A 21,200-nucleotide genomic window follows, 5' to 3' on the forward strand; every position below is an offset into this window, starting at 1 on the left:
CGATGCAAAAGGTCATTTATTATACAAAAGAAATTTGCTCATTATGTGAAGAAGCAAAAGCATTGCTTATCATGTTCCAACAGAAATACCCTTTTGAATTAGAAGAGAGAGATATTTATACAAATGACGCTTGGTTAGAAAAGTATCAACTATTAATCCCTTTTGTTCAAATTAATGAAACAACGTTAAACTGTGAACAATTAAATATGGAATCATTGGAACACGCACTTGCAAAACATATTGATAAAGTATAATAAAACGCAGAAACATGGATATATTAATAATGATTCAAATTTGCCACAAAAACATAACATATTCTGAAGTCACATGAATTGTTATATTTATGAGGTGTGTTATAATAATAGTGAAGAAATTGCTACTTCATTATTTTTTTACTTGTTGTGGGACAATTTCTGTCGAGCTGGGACTCAATCTGACCTGCTTGTTATGCAAAGGAGCTTCATCTCATGAATTCTTTTTTTGAAATGCTAAAAAAAATATACCCCAATATTCTTGAAGACATGCAGCAACGATACAAGGTTTTACATTGTATTGGGCTTTATCAACCGATTGGAAGAAGGACGCTAGCCGAAGCAACCGGGTTAACAGAAAGAGTTGCAAGAAGAGAAGTAGAATTTTTGCAAGATCAAGGCTTATTATTTGTTACTTCCAAAGGAATGCAACTTTCAAAAGAGGGTACATTACTTTTAGAACAGTTGGCAAATGTGTTGCAAGATATTACTGGGAAAAGTGTTTTGGAAAAGCGGATTCGGGAAATGCTACATATAGATCATGTTATGATCATTTCAGGAAATAGTGATCAAGATGATTGGGTAAAGTATGAGATGGGAAAAGCTTGTGTTGCATATCTGAAGAAGATTGTACAACCTGGCTTTACACTTGCCGTTACAGGTGGTACTACAATGGCTGCAGTTGCTGAAGCAATGACTCCATTTGATGATAATCATCGTTATCTATTCGTACCTGCTCGTGGTGGAATAGGGGAAAAGGTGGAAAGTCAAGCTAACACAATAGCTGCTGAAATGGCCAAAAGAGCACATGCTTCCTATCGTATGTTATTCGTACCAGACTTAATAAGCGAGAAAACATACGAAACGATGATTACGGAACCTGCAATATCAGAAGTATTGGATCAAATTAAAAGTGCGGATGTTGTTTTGCATGGTGTAGGTGATGCACTAACAATGGCACATCGTCGAAGAACTCCAGAGGCTTCTGTTACAAAGCTAATAGAAGATGGGGCAGTAGGCGAAGCATTTGGTTATTATTTTGATGAAAAGGGAACCGTAATTCATAAAGTCAAAACAGTAGGTCTTCAATTGGAAGATTTGACCTCGAAAAAGCACGTTGTTACGGTAGCTGGAGGCAAATCAAAAGGACAAGCTATTATTTCCTATTTTAAAAATGGGAAAAGCGATGTTCTGATTACGGATGAAGCTGCTGCGGAACAGATATTAAGGGATGTATCCCTTTAATATATAAATAAAAATGATTTAAATAGGAGGAATTTATATGTCAGTAAAAGTTGGAATTAATGGTTTCGGTCGTATTGGTCGTCTTGTATTTCGAGAAATGCTTAATAAAAAAGAAGTAGAAGTTGTAGCAATTAACGACTTAACAGATGCTCACATGTTAGCGCACTTATTAAAATATGATTCTGTCCATGGAAAATTAGATCAAGAAGTTTCTGTAAATGGAGACAACATCGTTGTAGGCGGAAAAGAAATTAAAGTTATTGCTGAAAGAGAGCCTGCTAATCTTCCTTGGGGCGAATTAGGTGTTGAAATCGTAGTCGAGTCAACAGGACGTTTTGTTGATCGTGACTCAGCTCAAAAACATATTGATGCAGGTGCAAAAAAAGTTATTATCTCTGCACCTGGTAAAAACGAAGACCTTACAATTGTAATGGGTGTAAATGAAGATAAATATGATGCGGCTAACCATCATGTTGTATCAAATGCTTCTTGTACAACGAACTGTTTAGCACCATTTGCAAAAGTACTACATGATAACTTCGGTATTAAACGTGGTCTCATGACAACAATTCATTCATATACAAACGACCAACAAATTTTAGATTTACCACATAAAGACTACCGTCGTGCTCGTGCAGCTGCGGAAAACATTATTCCGACAACTACAGGTGCTGCTAAAGCAGTTGGAAAAGTATTACCAGAATTAAATGGTAAATTAAACGGTATGGCTGTTCGTGTTCCAACACCAGACGGTTCTGTTGTAGACTTAGTAGCAGAATTAGATAAAAATGTAACAGCTGAAGAAGTGAATGCTGCATTCAAAAAAGCTGCTGAAGGCGAAATGTCACATGTATTCGAATATAGTGAAGAGCCATTAGTTTCTACAGATATCATTGGTAACACACACTCATCTATTTTAGATGGTTTGTCTACAATGGTATTAGAAGATAACCTTGTAAAAGTAGTTTCATGGTATGACAATGAAGCTGGTTACTCTGCTCGTTGTGCGGATCTAGCTGTATATATGATTGAAAAAGGACTATAATCAATCCTTTTATAAAAATTTAGGAGGAGGCTACCCCCTCCTCCTTTTCAAGTAAAATGAAATAAACTTGTGAATCGAAAAATCATTACATATTTATTGTAGGAGGGTTCACCATGAATAAGAAAACATTAGAAGATGTTCAAGTTCAAGGGAAACGCGTTTTTTGTAGAGTTGACTTTAATGTACCAATGCAGGATGGCAAGGTAACGGATGATACACGAATTAAGGCAGCATTAAAAACAATTCAATATTTGTCTGAGCATGGAGCTAAGGTAATTTTAGCAAGTCATTTAGGTAGACCAAAAGGACAAGTTGTCGAGGAGTTACGTTTGGATCCAGTTGCAAAACGGTTAAGTGAACTTACCGGAAAAGAAGTAACTAAAACTGATGCTGTATACGGGGAAGAAGTAGACAATGCAATTGCAAACCTATCCGAAGGGGACATTCTTCTCATTGAAAATGTTCGTTTTGAATTAGGTGAAACAAAAAATGACCCTGAACTTGCACAGGCATTTGCAAATATGGCTGATCTATATGTGAACGATGCCTTTGGTGCTGCTCACCGCGCACATGCTTCTACTACTGGTGTTGCTGAAAAATTACCGGCTGTAGCAGGATACTTAATGGAAAAAGAATTAGCAGTCCTTGGTAAAGCGTTAGAAAACCCAGATAGACCATTTACTGCGATTATTGGTGGAGCAAAAGTAAAAGATAAAATTGGTGTTATTGATCATTTACTTGATAAAGTCGACAACTTGATTATTGGTGGTGGCCTCGCCTACACATTTGTTAAAGCACAAGGTCATGAAATTGGAAAATCTTTATTAGAAGAAGATAAAATAGATTTAGCGAAACAATTTATGAAGAAGGCTGAAGAAAAAGGTGTACAATTTGTTTTACCAATTGACGCGATAGTAGCTGACGACTTCTCTGAAGACGCAAATAAAAAAGAAGTTGCCATTGACCAAATCCCGGCAGATTGGGAAGCACTAGATATTGGTCCTAAAACGAGTGAAAAATATCGAGATATTATTAAAAAGTCTAAGTTAGTTGTTTGGAATGGACCAATGGGTGTGTTCGAAATGGATGCGTATGCGAATGGTACAAAAGCTGTTGCCCAAGCATTAGCTGAAACTGATGGATATACGATTATTGGTGGTGGTGATTCAGCAGCAGCAGTTGAAAAGTTTGGCTTAGCTGATAAAATGGATCATGTTTCTACAGGTGGAGGAGCTTCCCTTGAATTTATGGAAGGAAAAGTTCTACCAGGAGTAGCAGCACTTAATGATAAGTAATGAAATATGTAACTTTTTAGGGGTGATTTTATGCGAAAAAATGTGATTGCAGGAAACTGGAAAATGAATAAAGTTTCTCAAGAAGTAACACAATTTGTTGATGAAATTGTGAGTAAAATACCTACTAGCGAGAATGTAGAAGCAATCGTTTGTGCGCCATTTCCTTATTTAGCAAAATTAGTGGAGCAAACAGAAGGAACTGCTTTAAAGGTAAGTGCTCAAAATATGCATTTTGAGAATGAGGGTGCTTTTACTGGTGAAGTAAGCCCAATTATGTTAAAAGATATTGGTGTGACACATGTTGTTTTAGGTCATTCTGAACGTAGAGAGTACTTTGCAGAAACGGATGAAACGGTTAATAAAAAAGTTCACGCAGCTTTTAATCATGGCTTAACACCGATTGTTTGTGTTGGTGAAACATTAGAACAACGTGAAGCAAATGAAACAAAAGCACATGTTGAAAAACAAGTGAAACAGGCAATCTTAGGTTTAACGGAAGCACAAGTAGCAGAAACAATTATTGCATATGAACCAATTTGGGCGATTGGAACAGGAAAAACAGCTTCAAGTGCAGATGCAAACGAAGTTTGTGCACATATCAGACAAGTCATCAATGAAGTGACATCTGAAAAAACAGCACAAGAAGTTGTGATTCAGTACGGTGGTAGTGTAAAACCTGCAAATGTTGATGAATTATTAGCGCAATCTGATATTGATGGCGCGCTTGTAGGTGGTGCAAGTTTAGAAGCAGATTCCTTCTTACAGCTAGTGGAGGCTGGTGCAAAATGACCGAAAATAAAAATTTAGCTGCGTTAATCATTCTGGACGGCTTCGGAATTCGTAATGAGGTCGTAGGTAATGCAGTAAAACAAGCAAAGAAACCTAACTTTGATCGCTATTGGAATACATTCCCACATAACCAACTTGAAGCAAGTGGTTTAGCAGTTGGCCTTCCAGAAGGTCAGATGGGTAACTCTGAAGTTGGTCACTTGAATATAGGCGCTGGTCGTGTCGTATATCAAAGCTTATCTAGAGTTAATTTGTCCATTGAAAATGGCGAGTTCTTCCAAAAAGAGGTATTTTTACAAGCGATGCGTCGAGCAAAAGAAAATAATAAGGCATTACATATCTTCGGACTACTATCTGATGGTGGTGTCCATAGTGATATTCATCATATGTTCGCCTTATTAAAACTTGCGAGCGAAGAAAAATTAGATGAAGTGTATATTCACGCCTTTTTAGATGGACGAGATGTTGGACAACAAACAGCTAAAAAGTATATAAAAGAAACTGAAGACATGATGAAAGAATACGGTGTAGGGAAAATTGCGACCGTTTCTGGACGTTATTATTCAATGGATCGCGATAAACGGTGGGAACGTGTTCAGAAGGCATACGATGCCATGGTCTATGGAAAAGGACCTAGTTATGAAGATCCAATTGCAGTTGTTGAGGATTCATACGAGCACGGCATTTATGATGAATTCGTTATTCCTTCAGTTATAACTGAAAACGGAAAACCGGTAGGTACCGTTCAAACTGGTGATTCTATTATTTTCTACAATTTCCGTCCAGACCGAGCAATTCAAATTTCTCGTACATTTGCAGATAAGCAATTCAATGACTTTGACCGCGGTGATAATGTACCGACAGATTTAGATTTTGTTATGTTAACGAAATTCGATGAATCTATTGATGGATATGTTGCATATGAACCAGTTGGCCTTGATAATACAATTGGAGAAGTTTTATCAAAACATCAATTGAAACAATTACGGATCGCCGAAACGGAAAAATATCCACATGTGACATATTTCATGAGTGGTGGTCGACATGAGGAATTTCCTGGAGAAACGAGACTTTTAATTAATTCTCCAAAAGTGGCAACATATGATTTAAAACCAGAAATGAGTGCTTATGAGGTAACAGAAGGGCTCATAAAGGAATTAGATAAAGGTTATTTAAATGCTGTTATTTTAAACTTTGCTAATCCTGATATGGTTGGACATTCTGGTATGTTAGAGCCGACTATTAAGGCGATAGAGGCAGTAGATGAGTGTCTAGGAAAAGTTGTAGATAAAATTATATCCCTTGGTGGACATTGTATTATTACAGCTGATCATGGTAACTCAGATGAAGTTGTTACACTTGATGGGAAACCAATGACAACTCATACAACGAACCCAGTTCCTGTTATTATTACAAAAGAAGGAATTGAAGTTCGTGATGGTGGGAAATTAGCTGATTTATCCCCCACATTACTTGATTTATTAGGTGTTGAAAAGCCCGAAGAAATGACTGGGTCATCCCTAATAAAAGGAAACAATTGAATAAATAATTTAACCGTATATGATAGTAGAGTATGAACAATAAAAGGAGAGATTAACTATGCCATATATTACAGATATTTATGCTCGTGAAGTATTAGATTCCCGTGGTAACCCAACAGTAGAAGTAGAGGTATTTACTGAATCAGGTGCTTTTGGTTCTTCCCTTGTGCCAAGTGGTGCTTCAACTGGAGAATATGAAGCAGTTGAATTACGTGACGGAGATAAAAAACGTTACGGTGGAAAAGGCGTATTAAAAGCAGTTAAAAATGTTAATGAAATCATCGCACCAGAATTACTAGGTATTGATGTAACACGCCAAAATATTATTGATAATATTATGATTGAACTTGATGGTACTGAAAACAAAGGTAAACTTGGAGCAAATGCTATTTTAGGTGTATCTATGGCAGTAGCTCATGCAGCAGCACATTACTTAGAAATTCCTTTATATAACTATTTAGGTGGTTTCAACGCAAAAGTGCTTCCAACACCGATGATGAATATTTTAAATGGTGGAGAGCATGCAGACAATAATGTTGATATTCAGGAATTCATGGTTATGCCAGTAGGTGCCCCTAGTTTTAGTGAAGCATTACGTACAGGAGCGGAAATTTTCCATGCTTTAAAGAGTGTTTTAAAAGAAAAAGGATACAATACCGCTGTAGGTGATGAAGGTGGATTTGCACCCAACCTAAGCTCAAATGAAGAAGCACTACAAACAATTGTAGAAGCTATTAAAGCGGCAGGATATAAACCTGGTGAGGAAGTTAAATTAGCAATGGACGTTGCTGCTTCTGAAATGTACAAAGGTGGTAAATATAACCTTAAAGGTGAAGGTGTTGTGAGAACATCTGAAGAAATGGTTGCATGGTATGAAGAGATGGTTAATAAATACCCAATCATTTCAATTGAAGATGGTTTAGATGAAGATGACTGGGCTGGTCATAAACTACTTACAGAAAAACTAGGTAATCGTATCCAACTTGTAGGCGATGACTTATTCGTTACAAATACGAAAAAACTTGCTCAAGGTATTGAACAAGGTGTTGGAAACTCTATCCTTATTAAAGTAAACCAAATCGGTACACTAACGGAAACATTTGAAGCAATCGAAATGGCAAAACGTGCTGGATACACAGCAGTCATCTCTCACCGTTCTGGTGAAACAGAAGACGCAACAATTGCTGACATTGCTGTTGCAACAAATGCAGGTCAAATTAAAACTGGTGCACCATCTCGTACAGACCGCGTAGCAAAATATAATCAGTTATTACGTATTGAAGATGAACTACAAGGTATGGGCGTATATGGTGGCTTAGATTCATTTTATAATTTGAATAAATAATGTTGTTTAAATAATGTTGTTTTATAAGAAGTTGTCCTTAGTAAAGTGGACAACTTCTTTTTTTTTTATGAAAATAATAGTAATATTTTCCCGGTTCTAAAATAAGCCATTGATATAATATAGTAAAATATGTCTATTATAAAATCTGGCGGAGGGATATTGGGTGGGAAAAAAGGTGTTAATTTTTGGGGATATTGGGATTGATGATATAATGGCTTTATTATATGGGGCATTAAATCAAGATATCGATATTATTGGGGTTGTTGCAGACTATGGAAATATATCACGGAAAAATGCATTGGCTAGTGTAAATTATATCCGACAACTCTTAAATATTACAACTGAGTTTCCAATCATTGTAGGGGCAGAAACTCCGATGACAGGTGAAGAACCGACATATTTTCCGGAAATACATGGCGAGTTTGGGTTAGGTCCCATTACCCCACCACAAATAAATGGTGAAGGTGTAAGTGAAAACTTTTTTGATATTGTTTCCATAATAAATAAATATGAGAATGAACTCATTATAGTAAATATTGGAAGACTCACATCATTGGCAACAATGTTTATTTTATATCGTGAACTAATGGGTAAAGTATCTAAATATTATATTATGGGCGGAGCTTTTTGGGTTCCTGGTAATGTAACATCCGTATCGGAAGCGAATATTTATGGTGATCCATTTGCCGCAAATGTCGTATTGAAATATGCAGAAGACTTAACCATCATTCCTCTAAATGTAACGCAACAGGCAGTAGCCACACCTGAAATGATTAATTATATAGATAAAGTTGGCCAAATAGATATCATTAAGCCAATGGTCGATTTTTATTTCAATTATTATAAAGCGCGTGATCCTCGAATTCAGGGTAGCCCAATGCATGACGTTTTGACATTAATGGCAGTCTTATACGATGATATGTTTACATATTATTATTTGCCAGTTTATATCCCACAGTCATTAACTGGCAGTACGAGAGGTCAAACAATTGCCGATATTCGCTCGTATGTTACGAAAGATACGGATGAAGACAGGAAATTTCGGATTGCCTTTCAATTAGATTATGAAAGTTTTTACACACATTTTATGACAACAATGACGAGGCCATTATCTCAAATTCCTACAAATAAGAGTCATATGTAAAGATAAAACCATTAATCAATAACAAGATAGATAAAGTCCTGATTTGTTCCATTCATAATCAGTAGGAGGTGTGATCGTTCCTACTGATTGGAGTTTTTACTGAAGTTATAAGAAAAGTGTTGTCTCAGTAGTAGGAGTTTGTCATAAGGAGTTCCTTAGTACTTAGAAATGTATCTTTACTAAACTTTTTAATGCTTGGTCTATCAGTTAATTTTCAACCCCATCCCAGCGCTGTGTGAGATAATTTGTTGTATATCCAGTTGATAAGGTGTGTCGAACGTACCCACGACTCTTTCACGGCCTACGATATAGACGATAATATAATTTTCCTATTATATTTATCTTTAAAAATCTTGATATTTAATACAGATAATTCTTCATCTTGATTTTCAGTTTCTGCTTTATATAGTACGTGCTTCTGAAGAGTTTTAGGATGTTGTGCAACGCTAGTATTGTGTATTTGAAGGTTAATTCCAAATTGCATCTATTTACGCCCCATTATCAGCACAGCTTGGTTTTAAAAATTCATTTTACATTATTCCAACTTTCTTATGACCTTTTGAGAGCGTCTCTTTGAACATTACCGACTTTTTCTGTTCCTTCATACTTATTCCTTGTTCAGCCTTGGATTTCCAGTGTCTACTTTTCAAACCACTTCCAAGGCTCATTTTCAAATTTGGGATGTCTTGTTTTAGTAGAATTCGGTATTTATATGAATTTATTAAGCGTATTCATATTCACTTGCTCATCTTTCCTACTCCCAAAGAAGTAGTTATATTAATGAATAGTCTATTTATACTATTATAAGACAATGATTTATCATTATTTTTTGATTATTTTATGTTTATTTGCAAATTATGCTTGCTTTTGAATAATCTTGTTATATACTTAGAATTATGTAAATGGTGGATTATATTTGAAAATTATGGGGAAATTTGGGAGGGGAAAAATTGATTAAAAAAATTTCATGCTTAGGTTTTGCGATGGTCATGACACTTTCAATAATGTTGGTATTTGCAACGCCTACAGATGCTTATCGGGCAGTGAAGACGGTTAACAAAGTTACATCAAAGGCAGATTTACCAAGAACAGCAAGTGGTGGATGTGGTAATTACAAAGCCCATAGTTCTACTACTAGAACTGGATTCAAAAAGCTCTACCACAATGTAAGTTTTTACACAATTGGGGGCAGTGTTTCCTTTAAAGGAGCTGGTGTAAGCGGTAGCGGTTCCAGTCCAGGATATACAAAGTCAACAACAGGTAAATCATATTATAGCTCTGGGAACGTTTGCGGTAGTGGGCTTTGGTTATACCTAGGTATGTTTACGACTACAGAGGTGGACTATTCAAATAGAACTTATACAGCAACTGCTAAGATATAATCTCATATCTTAATGTTTTAGAGAAATAACCAATCCACCATTTACAGTACATATAAACGGAGTGGCAGGGATACTAATGATGAAGAGAATGCTCATATTTTGTTTTATAACTATAATTATCACAGCGTGTAATAATAGTCCAGAATTTATTAATCGTGCAGTCCATAATGAAAATTTTATAAATACAATTGAATCTTATCTATTTAGCGATAGTGACAGTAGCGTAATTGAAATCAATAGCCAATTTGAAGAGCAATCGAATATAATGGTCAACGCAGTTAAGTTACATGTTCCGGAAGTTGACTCCTTAAATTATGGCGAGTCAAGTTGTAAACAACAAGAATCTAATTTGCTTTATTGTAAAGTTCTCTTGACAAGGTTATTAAATCAATCTGTTTTTGAAAGGGATGAATTACAATCTTCTTCGTATTTTGATACCTATTTTATGTATGTTGCACTTGAAGAAAATGGAGCAATGGAAGATTTGAGTACATTATTAGACTCTGTTCAGGAAAATCCTGTACCGACAAAGAATAATACAATAGAATACTACTATTATGTAATTATGGATTTTATTATAAACGACAAAATACATGATGATGTGGAAGATGAAGTAATTTCGATAATAGAAGATTATCGTAGTAGTTACATTATTGACTATGATGAGCCTATTATATTGCATGCCGCGTTAGTTCTTAGTAGATTGTATGAATTGAACGTGGACCTAAGTTTAGTGAAAGAAATATATAGTGATCACATAAACCAGACTTCGGTTTTACTACGAGATGAAATCACATTCTATGTCCATTTGGAAGTCGTAAGTGAAATGAACAAACAGCTTGATGAGAAGTTGGTAATGGAGATTATAAGTAATCAACCAGTGTATCAAACGTACTATTATTCATTAGATAGTTTGCGAAATTTATACTTATTGTCAAATATTTTGCCGAGTCAAGACCTAAAAGACTATGAAGTTTATATTGGTTTAATACAACACCGACTAGGCTCAATTTTGGAGGAAAATGGTAATGAAATTAAGCAATCCTATCAACAATCTTACTTTTTACAACAAGCTAGTTTAAATGTAGGCTATAAGGGGATTGAGGATTATTTGATTGTTGGAGATGGTGCGTGTGACAATGTATCTCCGTTAATTGAAGAATATTACTGTCTAAAACTTTTTAATTTGCATTCAGGAAATCAAATTAAAATAAATCATGATGATCTACTCGAAAAAGTGACCTTGTATGATATGCTAGAAAGAAATGATGCAAATAAACAAGAAATTCTCGGATTATATAATGAAGTATTGTCCTCCACTGAGGAAAATTTTTATGTAATCTTAAACACCTATCTGAACTTACTAATTTCCTATGATATAGAATTTAACGAAAATGACTTTATTGATAAAATATCTTCCTTCGAATGTGAAATTGGCTACTGCACAGAAATAGGGAACTATGATTTTGAAATGAGTTTATATTTTAATAACATTTTAAACTTGTTAAAGGGGGATAAGAATGCAGAGGGATTCCGTTAAGTTACATCTAGAAGTAAATAACATAAGCTTTAATTACAATAATTTACCGATTTTAAAGGATGTATCTTTAAGTATAGACGGGCCCGGCCTTTATACGTTGTTTGGAGAAAGTGGTAGTGGAAAAACAACGTTAATAAATATTTTATCTTTAATTCAAAAACCGTTAGCTGGTGAAATTACGATATTTAATGAAAGAGTAGACTTTAAGAATGAAACTCAAATTCAACAATTACGAAACAAGATTGCTTATTTTTTTCAAGATCTAAATTTAATTGAGTCATTAACAATTAGAGAAAATTTAGATGTTATTTCTTTAATAAATGGTCAACCGTTATCTGAAGAATATGTAACAATATACAGTAAGTCGATTAGAATCTATGAAAAGTTGGACATCCCTGTTAATCACTTATCTGGTGGAGAAAGACAGAGAGCATCCTTATTAAAAGTTCTTGTGTTTGATTATCCATTGATATTATTGGATGAACCAACGAATAATTTAGACCGTGATAATATTTCTACGATAATAGAATTATTAAATGAAATAAAAAAGGACAGAATGGTATTGGTTGTCACGCATTCTGATTTAATCGCAAAGAATGCTAATCAAGTATATCTACTTTCTGAACTCAATAAAGGAATAGGAAAAAATGAAAAATAGAAGACTTGTATTTGACTACATTAAGAAAAAATATAAGAAAAACCTTCGAAAACTAATTGTATTGAATTTTTTGCTATTAGCACTTCTAATTAGTTCTGCATTTACTGTGATGCTATCTGTTGGCAATATTAATAGTAATATATTAAACAACGAGAAATTATCGATGGTGTTGATTAATGGATATTCGGAAGATGGCGAGTATAACTATAATATAGAACGAATTGAACGTATGCCTAATGTAAAGGATGTAGTTTATGAATATGATACAACGGTATTACTGGAAGTAGACGGGAAATCCGATTTCATAAGCTGCTTATCGTTAAACCCAACTACACAGGAAGCGATTAACTTTTACGAAAAGGTTGAAGAACCTGCAATTATTTTGCCAGAAAACTTTAAAGGAAAAACAATAACCTTTTATGATATGGATCATACAGTGTTAAAAGTGAATGAATACTATTATGAGGGGAATGGACATTTTTTCCTTAAAGACTATTGTTATGTGACACCAGATATACACTCAAATTTAACAGATAAAATAGATATGGAGGAAAATTTTTCGGGTGTAAAAAACCTCATTGTCCACCTAGAAAAGATGGAACATATCTTTGATTTCGTGACGACATTCCATGATATGTTTGATGAAGAAGATGTTTATGTATACTATCAAGCAGAAGGACTTGAGGAATTAATATCTGATTCTAAAACTTCATTACTGTTACTTATTATATTTGAGATTATATTATTCATTGTCATTTTAATCATTTATCGTGGGAGTTTGGCATCTTTTATCAAAGTGCTAAATCGCGATTTGATTTCATTGTATTTAAATGGTATGTCTAGTAAGCAAATCATTAGTCAGTTCTATACAACGATTGAAAAGTCCAATCGAATTATTTATTTTTTATCCTTTATATTTGTCTTCATTATTGGAGGATTACTTTCTTTTAAAGTTATTTTTCCAACGTTGGTGAAATGGATGTTAATTATCATAGGAACTCTCATTGTCTTGGTCATGTTAAACAAAGTTTTTGTACGTTATATGATTATTAGCTTGTTAAAGCGAGAGTTGTCCAGTGGAAATATTGTTTCGAAGTTAAGAAACTAGGAATAGCCAATAGCCGCACCTAAAATAAAATTTGTTCCATTCATAATCAGTAGGAGGTGTGATCGCTCCTACTGATTGGAGTTTTTACTGAAGTTATAAGAAAAGTGTTTTAAGGGAGAGCTAGATGTCATGGATATCGTAGACGCAATCGAAAATCGCCGTTCTATCCGAAATTTTAAACGTATCAATGTCGCAGAAGATATATTAAAGGAAATCTTTACTTATGCCTCTTATGCACCAAGTCACTATATGACAGAGTCTTGGCAGATAAAACTTTATCAAGATAAGGGAAAAGAATCATTTATAGATGAAATCATGTTAAGTTATCAACGGATTGGATTGGTAGCTAGTCCATTAGATGAAAAATCTAAAAAAATGATTCTATCAATGACAGAGTTCTTAATGAAAATACCACATCATGCACTTATTTATTTCGAAAAGCTAGATGATCCCATTCGCTTTGAGGAAGAATATGCATCAATATGTGCGTTTATCCAAAATGCTCAGTTAGTTGCTTGGAAATATGGAGTAGGGATGTTATGGACAATTACACCTTATATGCATGATAAAGATTTTATTAAAGCAATTGATTTAGAGCCAACCAAACATAAAATTGCTGCTGTCATGCAAATCGGGTATCCCGAAAGTATTCCTCCAAATAAAGGTCGTATGCCAATAGATAAAAAACTAGAAATTATATCTGATTAATAATTGTTAGCGTACAAATAGGTAAAGACTAATTATTTTAAGGATCTGTTATATAGCTGCGTAGCTTAATCAGTCTATGTGCTTTAAAGGCAATACTATAAGTTTTTTTAAATTAAGGTGTCGCAAATACTTCTTCGGTGACTACTGCCTTCCAGATTCGGGACGTTTCTATATGTCCTATACCACGAAAAAAAGAAAACCTCTCATGTAGAGGTTTTCGCTTAAGTGTCTCATTTTAAATTAGAATTACTCTGTTTTTTCTTTAATAAAGGCTAGTACTTCTTCCGCTGTGCTCATTGCTAGTAATTCATCTTTATAAGATGCAAGATCTGCTTTTGATAAATTACGCATTTGTGTTCTAGCAGGCAAGATAGATGTTGCACTCATACTAAATTCGTCTAATCCAAGTCCAAGCAAGATTGGAATTGCGAGTGGATCTCCAGCCATCTCACCACACATACCAGCCCACTTACCTTCACTATGTGCAGCTTCAATAACATTATTTAAAAGATTTAGTATTGCTGGATGATATGGTTGATACAAGTAGGATACACGTTCATTCATCCGGTCAGCTGCCATTGTATATTGAATTAAGTCATTTGTTCCGACGCTGAAGAAATCAACTTCTTTTGCAAATTGTTTTGCTAAGACAGCAGTTGCAGGAATTTCTACCATGATACCAACTTCAATATCATCGGAAACTTCATGACCTTCCTTGCGTAAGTTTTCTTTTTCCTCCAACAAAAGTGCCTTAGCTGCACGGAATTCCTCTACTTGTGCAATCATAGGGAACATAATCTTCAAGTTACCATAAGCACTTGCTCGAAGTAGTGCACGTAATTGTGGACGGAAGACTTCTTCATGGTCCAAACAGTAGCGAATTGCTCTAAATCCAAGGAATGGATTCATTTCTTCAGGCATGTCCAAATATGGAATATGTTTATCTCCGCCAACATCTAATGTGCGAACAACGACAGGTTTTCCATTCATTTTTTCAAGAACAGATTTATAAGCCTCAAATTGTTCATCTTCAGAAGGCATCTCACTTTTACCCATGTATAAAAACTCAGTACGATACAGACCAACACCTTCTCCACCATGTTGTAATACACTATCTGCATCTTCTGGATTTCCAATATTTCCAACTAACTCAATATGGTGTCCGTCTTTTGTAACAGTAGGTTCATCTTTTAATTTAGCCCACTCTTCTTTTTGTTTTTCAAAATTAGCTTGTTTTTCTTTGTATGCAAGTAATTCATCTTCGGATGGATTAATAATTACTTTACCTTCTAAGCCGTCAACTATGACAGTATCGTTTTGAGAAACTAAGGAAGTAATATCTTTTGTTCCAACGACTGCGGGAATCTCTAATGATCGAGCCATAATTGCGGAATGTGATGTACGACCTCCAATATCGGTTGTAAATCCTTTTACAAAGTTTCGATCAAGTTGTGCCGTATCTGATGGTGTTAAGTCATTTGCAATGACGATAACTTCTTCATCAATTAACGCAGGATCAGGAATATCGACTCCAAGTAAGTGAGCCATGACACGTTCTGTCACATCTTTTATATCTGCAGCACGTTCGCGCATATATTCATTATCCATATTTTTAAACATGTCAATAAACATATTTGCCGTTTCATCTAATGCTGATTCTGCCATCTTATTTTCATTCTTAATTTTATCTTTCATTGGGTTAATTAATTCAGGATCATTTAACACAAGAAGGTGAGCAGAAAAGATTTCAGCATGTTCATCTCCAAGTGTTTTTTTCGTATGGTTTCTAATTTTTTCTAATTCCTGTTTGGATATATTGAGTGCCGCTTCTAATCGTTCAATCTCTTGGGTAGGATTATCAACTTCTTTTGCTTCATAGGATAAATCGGGAGCTTTAAGTTGATACGCTTTTGCAATTGCAATCCCTGTAGATGCAGCAATTCCCGTTACTTTCGACATAATATACCACCTTTCTACTATACAGTATCTATTTTAGGCTTTTTTTAGCTTTACATTCAAGTAAACTAACTTCATTTATTAATATGTGAAATAATCACAATCGACTGAATGTTACTTCGTTCTCTATCCAACGATATATTTGCTCATACACATCATGTTTATTAAGTTCGTGCAGTACTTCATGCCTTGCATCTGGGAATAATTGAACAGTTACTTTATTAAAACCAATATCACAATAAAGTTTGGCTACTTTCCATACTCCTTTGCCATAACTTCCGACAGGGTCATGATCGCCACTAATAAATAGTATTGGAAAAGTAGGATTAATCGCTTGGTTTGCGCTCTCCTGATGAATGGTGTATAAACCTGACATTAAATCATAAAAGAATCTACCTGAAGGTGTAAAGCCACATAATGGATCATCCATATACTTTTCAACTGCAATGTCATCACGTGTTAGCCAATCAAATGCCGTATTTGACTTTTTGATACGTTTATTATACGAACCAAAAGCAAGTAAATTAAATAGTTTCGCTTCTTTTTGTGGTGCAAATAGATTTGCAAAATGCTTACCAATCCTAGATACCGTTGCTGGAAAATATCCAGTTCCAGATAGTATTACGCCATCGATATCATCGGAATATGTTTGTATGTATCTTCGGACTACAAAGGACCCCATACTATGACCAAAAAGAATGATAGGAATATCAGCGTACAAGCTTTTAATATATGTTGTAACAGTATATAGATCGTCTACCATTTTATCAAAACCATCTGTAGAGGATAAATATCCTAATTGTCCCTGTTTTAAACCTGTTTGACCATGACCACGATGATCATGTCCAAAAACAGCAAAGTTATTTTCGGTAAGAAAATTTGCAAATTCTTCATAGCGTGCAATATGCTCAACCATACCGTGTGCTAATTGGATAATAGCTTTAGGTTTTGCTGCATGATTCCAAGCCGATACATAAATGTCTATATTGTCAGTTGTAGATTGTAACCAGAATGTTTCTGTCATATGATCACCTCTTATTCATACTACCACGAGAAAGCAAATTACTTCATTTTTGACGCGTCTTATTTCCTATTATAAGGAAACAAATATGTGTTCATATTTGCGCCCAGATTCACAAGCAAGATTCAACAACGTGAGACTGACTCACTTTTTTCTGATATTCCCAACCGTTCCATTTGTAATTTGTCTATATCGTGATAAGATCATGACTTTACCTATTAAAAATGACTTGCTATCTGAATCGCAGGTATGCTAAAGTATTAGTATGTTTAAAATCGTGTAAATAAATATTACGAAATAAATACAGGACGTGAAATGCAGGGGGTCTCAGTAATGGAAACTGTAGTGAATGTATTACTTGTCATTGATTCAATTATCATGATTGTTTTTGTTTTATTGCAAAGTGGTAAAAGTGAAGGATTATCAGGTGCAATTTCGGGCGGAGCAGAACAATTATTCGGTAAGCAAAAAGCTCGCGGAATTGATCTCGTTTTACATCGGGGTACGGTCATCACGGGTGTTTTATTTTTTGTCTTAGCATTTGTAAGTGTTTATATTGTATAATAGTAATTTCTTCCTTATCATGTAATATGGTAAGGATTTTTTATTGCTAAAATTAGCATATAGGACGTTATTATTCCATGTATAAACACATGAAACTACCATCATAAGGTATAATAAACATAATGAAAGGATCATTAATGATGAAAATAAAACAACCAGAACCGTTTACATTTGAAGCAGGACCACGTGCGGTATTATTACTTCATGGTTTTACAGGTCATTCTGCAGATGTCCGCATGCTTGGTCGATTCCTTGAAAAGAAAGGATATACGAGTCATGCGCCAATATTTCGAGGACATGGATTACCACCTGAAAAGTTAATTGAATCTAATCCATCTGAATGGTGGGAAGACGTCCAACAAGCCTTTACACATTTAAAAAATCTAGGTTATCAAGAAATTGCTGTTGCAGGCTTATCTCTAGGTGGCGTACTCGGTTTAAAATTGAGTTATTCTGAAAACTTGAAAGCAATGATCCCAATGTGTGCACCAATGTTTTTTGATAATGAACAGCAATTAACAGCAGGATTTAAACATTTTTCTAAGGGATATAAACAATTAGAAAGAAAAGATGACCAAATAATTGAAAAAGAACTGGATAAGTTAATGGGGGAATCAAAACCTTTATTTACGCAAATTGGTAATCTTATTAACGATGTAAAGGAAAACGTTGATACGATTTATACGCCAGTGATGGTCGTTCAAGCACGGAATGATGAAATGATTAATACCGATAGCGCAACTTACATTTATAATCAAATAGAATCAGATGTAAAGGAAATTCGTTGGTATGAACAATCAGGTCATGTCATTACGCTCGATAAACAAAAAGATCAACTTCATGAAGATATTTATCAGTTTTTAGAATCTCTAGACTGGGAAAAGTGATTAATATTACAAAATTAGGGGAAATAATATAATAGAAGATGGCAAGAGAAAGAAGGTGTTCGAAATGGATGAGAATTTAAAAGAACGTGTACGAGCTTTTTTTAAGGAAAATAATAAAAAGCCTTTTGCCGTAAAAGAACTTGAGGAATTATTGAAAATTGAAGATGCAACTGATTTTAAAGAATTAGTTATTGCATTAAATGAATTAGAGCATGCTGGTGAACTTGTTCGAACACGAAAAAATCGCTTTGGTCTACCTGAAAGAATGAACCTAATCCGAGGAACAATTCAAATGCATGCAAAAGGTTTTGCATTTTTAATTCCTGATGACGAGGAACAGTCTGATGTATATATTCATCACTCAGATCTAGCGTCCGCAATGAATAAGGATAAAGTACTCGTTCGAATTGAAAAAATGGATGAAGCAGGAAATCGACCGGAAGGAACAGTCATCCGAATATTAGAACGTGCAGTTGATGAGGTAGTCGGAACTTTTGAAGATAATAGAGCATTTGGTTTTGTAATTGTTGATGACAAACGAATTCCTAACGATATTTTTATTCCAAAAAGTAAAATGAATGGGGCTGTTACAGGCCATAAAGTAATTGCAAAAATTACAAAATACCCTGAAGACCGTAAAAGTGCAGAAGGTGAAATCACTAAAATTTTAGGGCATAAAAATGACCCTGGAATAGATATCTTGTCTATTATATATAAACATGGTATTACGATTGATTTCCCAGATGAAGTAATCGAACATGCTACAAATGTACCCGAACAAATTAGTGAGGAAGACTTACAGGATAGAAAAGATTTGCGTGAAGAAGTCATTGTTACAATTGATGGTGCGGACGCAAAAGACTTAGATGACGCGGTGACAGTAGAAAAGTTAGAAAACGATAATTATAAGTTAGGTGTACATATTGCAGATGTAAGTTATTACGTTACAGAGGGTTCTCCAATCGATAAAGAGGCATTAGAACGTGGGACAAGCGTTTATCTTGTAGATCGGGTTATCCCGATGATCCCACATCGATTGTCAAATGGTATTTGCTCATTAAACCCACAAGTTGACAGATTAACATTGAGTTGTGAAATGGAAATTGACCGAAATGGTAAAGTTGTGAACCATGATATTTTTCAAAGTGTAATTCGAACGACAGAAAGAATGACATATTCTGATGTAAATAAAATATTAGTCGATAAAGACGAAACGTTACGTCAAAAATATGATGCACTCGTTCCAATGTTCGAAAAGATGGAGGAACTCGCTGCAATTTTACGTAGAAAGCGAATGAGTCGTGGTGCAATTGATTTTGATTTTAAAGAGGCCCAAGTTTTAGTTGATGAAGAAGGAAAAGCAACGGATGTCGTGATTCGAGAACGTTCAGTAGCAGAAAAGCTTATAGAGGAATTTATGTTGGCTGCTAATGAAACCGTGGCCGAGCATTTTCATTGGTTAAATGTACCATTTGTTTATCGAATTCATGAGGATCCTGACGAGGCTAAATTACATCATTTCTTTGAATTTTTAGCAGGACTTGGACATGTCGTAAAAGGGACAGCAAATGAAGTCCATCCTCAAGCCTTACAAAAGATTATAGAAGATGTAAGAGAAAAACCTGAAGAAATGATTGTTTCAAAACTTATGTTACGTTCTATGAAACAGGCAAAATACGATCCAGAAAGCATTGGACATTTTGGTTTAGCGACAAAATTTTATACGCATTTTACATCACCAATTCGTCGGTATCCAGATTTAATTGTTCATCGTTTAATACGTACGTATTTGATTAAAAAGCAAATGAACAAAAAAGTTCTATCAAGCTGGGAACATGTTCTTCCTAATCTCACAAAGCACGCGTCAGAAATGGAAAGGCGAGCAGTTGATGCGGAGCGTGAAACAGATGATTTGAAAAAAGCAGAATACATGGCAGATAAGATTGGCGAAGAATATGTCGGTGTTATTAGCTCTGTCACAAGCTTTGGAATGTTTGTCGAATTAGAAAATACAGTAGAAGGACTCGTTCATGTTAGCTATTTGACAGATGATTATTATCACTTTGATGAACGAAACTATGCATTGATTGGTGAAAGAACTGGTCAAATTCATCGAATTGGAGACGAAGTAAAAGTTCGGGTTATAAGTGTGAATACGGATGAACGGGTTGTAGATTTTGAATTAGTACGTGTAAACAAACCAAAAAAGACTAAAAAGAGAAAATAAAGATATCGCAAAAACACGAGGTGAACTTTTTGTTGCCTGGTGTTTTTTTGTGTGGTTATTAGGGAATATCAGTAACTAGAATCGTGTAAAATATGTGAAAAATAGCATTACCCAAACCAAAAGTTGCATTAGGTAAAAATAGTTGTTGACATCGAATAGTTTGTTGGGTACAATAAAACTTGAGTCAATGCAACTGTTTACATATAGGCGATGTCTATGTAATGTATCTATACATAAATCAAATAAAAAGAAGAACCATTGGGTTATATTTGAATAGAGTATAAGTAAATGTTTCCCATGGCTAACTTTTATAACTGATATAAACAAATCAAACGAAGAGGATGAACAGGCACTTAAAGTGCCGCCAATAATAAACTTAAATTTAAGTTGAACATATAAAGTGAAACTTCATTCAGTGGGGGTTTCCCTATCTCCCCCACTGAATGTTAGTTAAACAGAATCGGGCTTTTACTGGCTGTTGATCCCCCACTTAC

The 21,200-nt window shown here is 34.7% G+C and carries 18 protein-coding genes; 16 read left to right on the forward strand and 2 right to left on the reverse strand.

What is annotated here, in order from left to right; genetic code table 11:
- The first annotated feature begins 2 nt into the window (after positions 1-2).
- The 13 genes from ACFFIS_RS03660 to ACFFIS_RS03720 all read left to right on the forward strand — a co-directional run bounded on the left by ACFFIS_RS03660 (position 3) and on the right by ACFFIS_RS03720 (position 14,051).
- Positions 3-254 carry a glutaredoxin family protein gene (locus ACFFIS_RS03660; RefSeq protein ID WP_320379566.1) on the forward strand — a complete coding sequence of 84 codons (252 nt, stop codon included), beginning with the start codon at positions 3-5 and terminating at the stop codon, positions 252-254.
- 213 nt (positions 255-467) lie between these two features.
- Positions 468-1,496 (forward strand): sugar-binding transcriptional regulator, encoded by a 1,029-nt coding sequence (locus ACFFIS_RS03665; RefSeq protein ID WP_390186201.1) that lies wholly within the window; start codon positions 468-470, stop codon positions 1,494-1,496.
- Positions 1,497-1,533: 37 nt separating this feature from the next.
- On the forward strand, positions 1,534-2,541 hold the full coding sequence (gene gap, locus ACFFIS_RS03670) for a type I glyceraldehyde-3-phosphate dehydrogenase (protein WP_390186203.1): 1,008 nt from the start codon (positions 1,534-1,536) through the stop codon (positions 2,539-2,541).
- A 113-nt stretch (positions 2,542-2,654) separates the two neighbouring features.
- A complete protein-coding gene (locus ACFFIS_RS03675) occupies positions 2,655-3,836 on the forward strand; it encodes a phosphoglycerate kinase (protein ID WP_320379562.1) in 1,182 nt (393 codons plus the stop codon).
- 30 nt (positions 3,837-3,866) lie between these two features.
- Positions 3,867-4,625, forward strand: coding sequence for a triose-phosphate isomerase (tpiA, locus tag ACFFIS_RS03680; protein ID WP_320379561.1), 759 nt, complete (start codon positions 3,867-3,869; stop codon positions 4,623-4,625).
- Positions 4,622-6,166: a 2,3-bisphosphoglycerate-independent phosphoglycerate mutase gene (gene gpmI, locus ACFFIS_RS03685; protein WP_320379560.1), complete on the forward strand. Its 1,545-nt coding sequence runs from the start codon at positions 4,622-4,624 to the stop codon at positions 6,164-6,166. Before tpiA ends, gpmI begins: the two co-directional genes overlap by 4 nt.
- Positions 6,167-6,224: 58 nt before the next feature.
- Complete coding sequence (gene eno, locus ACFFIS_RS03690; RefSeq protein ID WP_390186205.1) at positions 6,225-7,511, forward strand: phosphopyruvate hydratase; 1,287 nt, start codon at positions 6,225-6,227, stop codon at positions 7,509-7,511.
- Positions 7,512-7,674: 163 nt separating this feature from the next.
- Positions 7,675-8,655, forward strand: coding sequence for a nucleoside hydrolase (locus ACFFIS_RS03695; protein WP_320379559.1), 981 nt, complete (start codon positions 7,675-7,677; stop codon positions 8,653-8,655).
- Between the two features lie 989 nt (positions 8,656-9,644).
- Complete coding sequence (locus tag ACFFIS_RS03700) at positions 9,645-10,037, forward strand: hypothetical protein (RefSeq protein WP_390186206.1); 393 nt, start codon at positions 9,645-9,647, stop codon at positions 10,035-10,037.
- Between the two features lie 76 nt (positions 10,038-10,113).
- Positions 10,114-11,577, forward strand: coding sequence for a hypothetical protein (locus ACFFIS_RS03705; protein ID WP_390186208.1), 1,464 nt, complete (start codon positions 10,114-10,116; stop codon positions 11,575-11,577).
- Positions 11,558-12,235, forward strand: coding sequence for an ATP-binding cassette domain-containing protein (locus ACFFIS_RS03710; protein WP_390186210.1), 678 nt, complete (start codon positions 11,558-11,560; stop codon positions 12,233-12,235). Before ACFFIS_RS03705 ends, ACFFIS_RS03710 begins: the two co-directional genes overlap by 20 nt.
- Positions 12,225-13,343, forward strand: a complete 1,119-nt coding sequence (locus ACFFIS_RS03715; protein ID WP_320379555.1) for a hypothetical protein — start codon at positions 12,225-12,227, stop codon at positions 13,341-13,343. Before ACFFIS_RS03710 ends, ACFFIS_RS03715 begins: the two co-directional genes overlap by 11 nt.
- Before the next feature lie 129 nt (positions 13,344-13,472).
- The gene (locus ACFFIS_RS03720) at positions 13,473-14,051 is read left to right on the forward strand and encodes a nitroreductase family protein (protein WP_320379554.1); all 579 of its coding nucleotides are present in this window, start codon (positions 13,473-13,475) and stop codon (positions 14,049-14,051) included.
- A gap of 246 nt (positions 14,052-14,297) precedes the next feature.
- Here the strand turns inward: ACFFIS_RS03720 and ptsP are convergent, their stop codons facing one another.
- Together ptsP and ACFFIS_RS03730 are read right to left on the reverse strand one after the other, a co-directional pair.
- A complete protein-coding gene (gene ptsP, locus ACFFIS_RS03725; protein ID WP_320379553.1) occupies positions 14,298-16,010 on the reverse strand; it encodes a phosphoenolpyruvate--protein phosphotransferase in 1,713 nt (570 codons plus the stop codon).
- 94 nt (positions 16,011-16,104) lie between these two features.
- Positions 16,105-17,031 carry an alpha/beta hydrolase gene (locus ACFFIS_RS03730; RefSeq protein WP_320379552.1) on the reverse strand — a complete coding sequence of 309 codons (927 nt, stop codon included), beginning with the start codon at positions 17,029-17,031 and terminating at the stop codon, positions 16,105-16,107.
- A gap of 330 nt (positions 17,032-17,361) precedes the next feature.
- Here ACFFIS_RS03730 and secG point away from each other — a divergent pair, with 330 nt between their 5' ends.
- The 3 genes from secG to rnr all read left to right on the forward strand — a co-directional run bounded on the left by secG (position 17,362) and on the right by rnr (position 20,706).
- Entirely contained in the window at positions 17,362-17,592 is a 231-nt protein-coding gene (gene secG, locus ACFFIS_RS03735) for a preprotein translocase subunit SecG (protein WP_320379551.1), read from the forward strand.
- A gap of 140 nt (positions 17,593-17,732) precedes the next feature.
- Complete coding sequence (locus tag ACFFIS_RS03740; RefSeq protein WP_320379550.1) at positions 17,733-18,479, forward strand: alpha/beta hydrolase; 747 nt, start codon at positions 17,733-17,735, stop codon at positions 18,477-18,479.
- A gap of 64 nt (positions 18,480-18,543) precedes the next feature.
- Positions 18,544-20,706 carry a ribonuclease R gene (gene rnr / locus ACFFIS_RS03745; RefSeq protein WP_320379549.1) on the forward strand — a complete coding sequence of 721 codons (2,163 nt, stop codon included), beginning with the start codon at positions 18,544-18,546 and terminating at the stop codon, positions 20,704-20,706.
- Positions 20,707-21,200: the final 494 nt, after the last annotated feature.

Origin of the sequence: Paracerasibacillus soli (assembly GCF_042432965.1) — a bacterium.
Lineage (GTDB): Bacteria > Bacillota > Bacilli > Bacillales > Amphibacillaceae > Paracerasibacillus > Paracerasibacillus soli.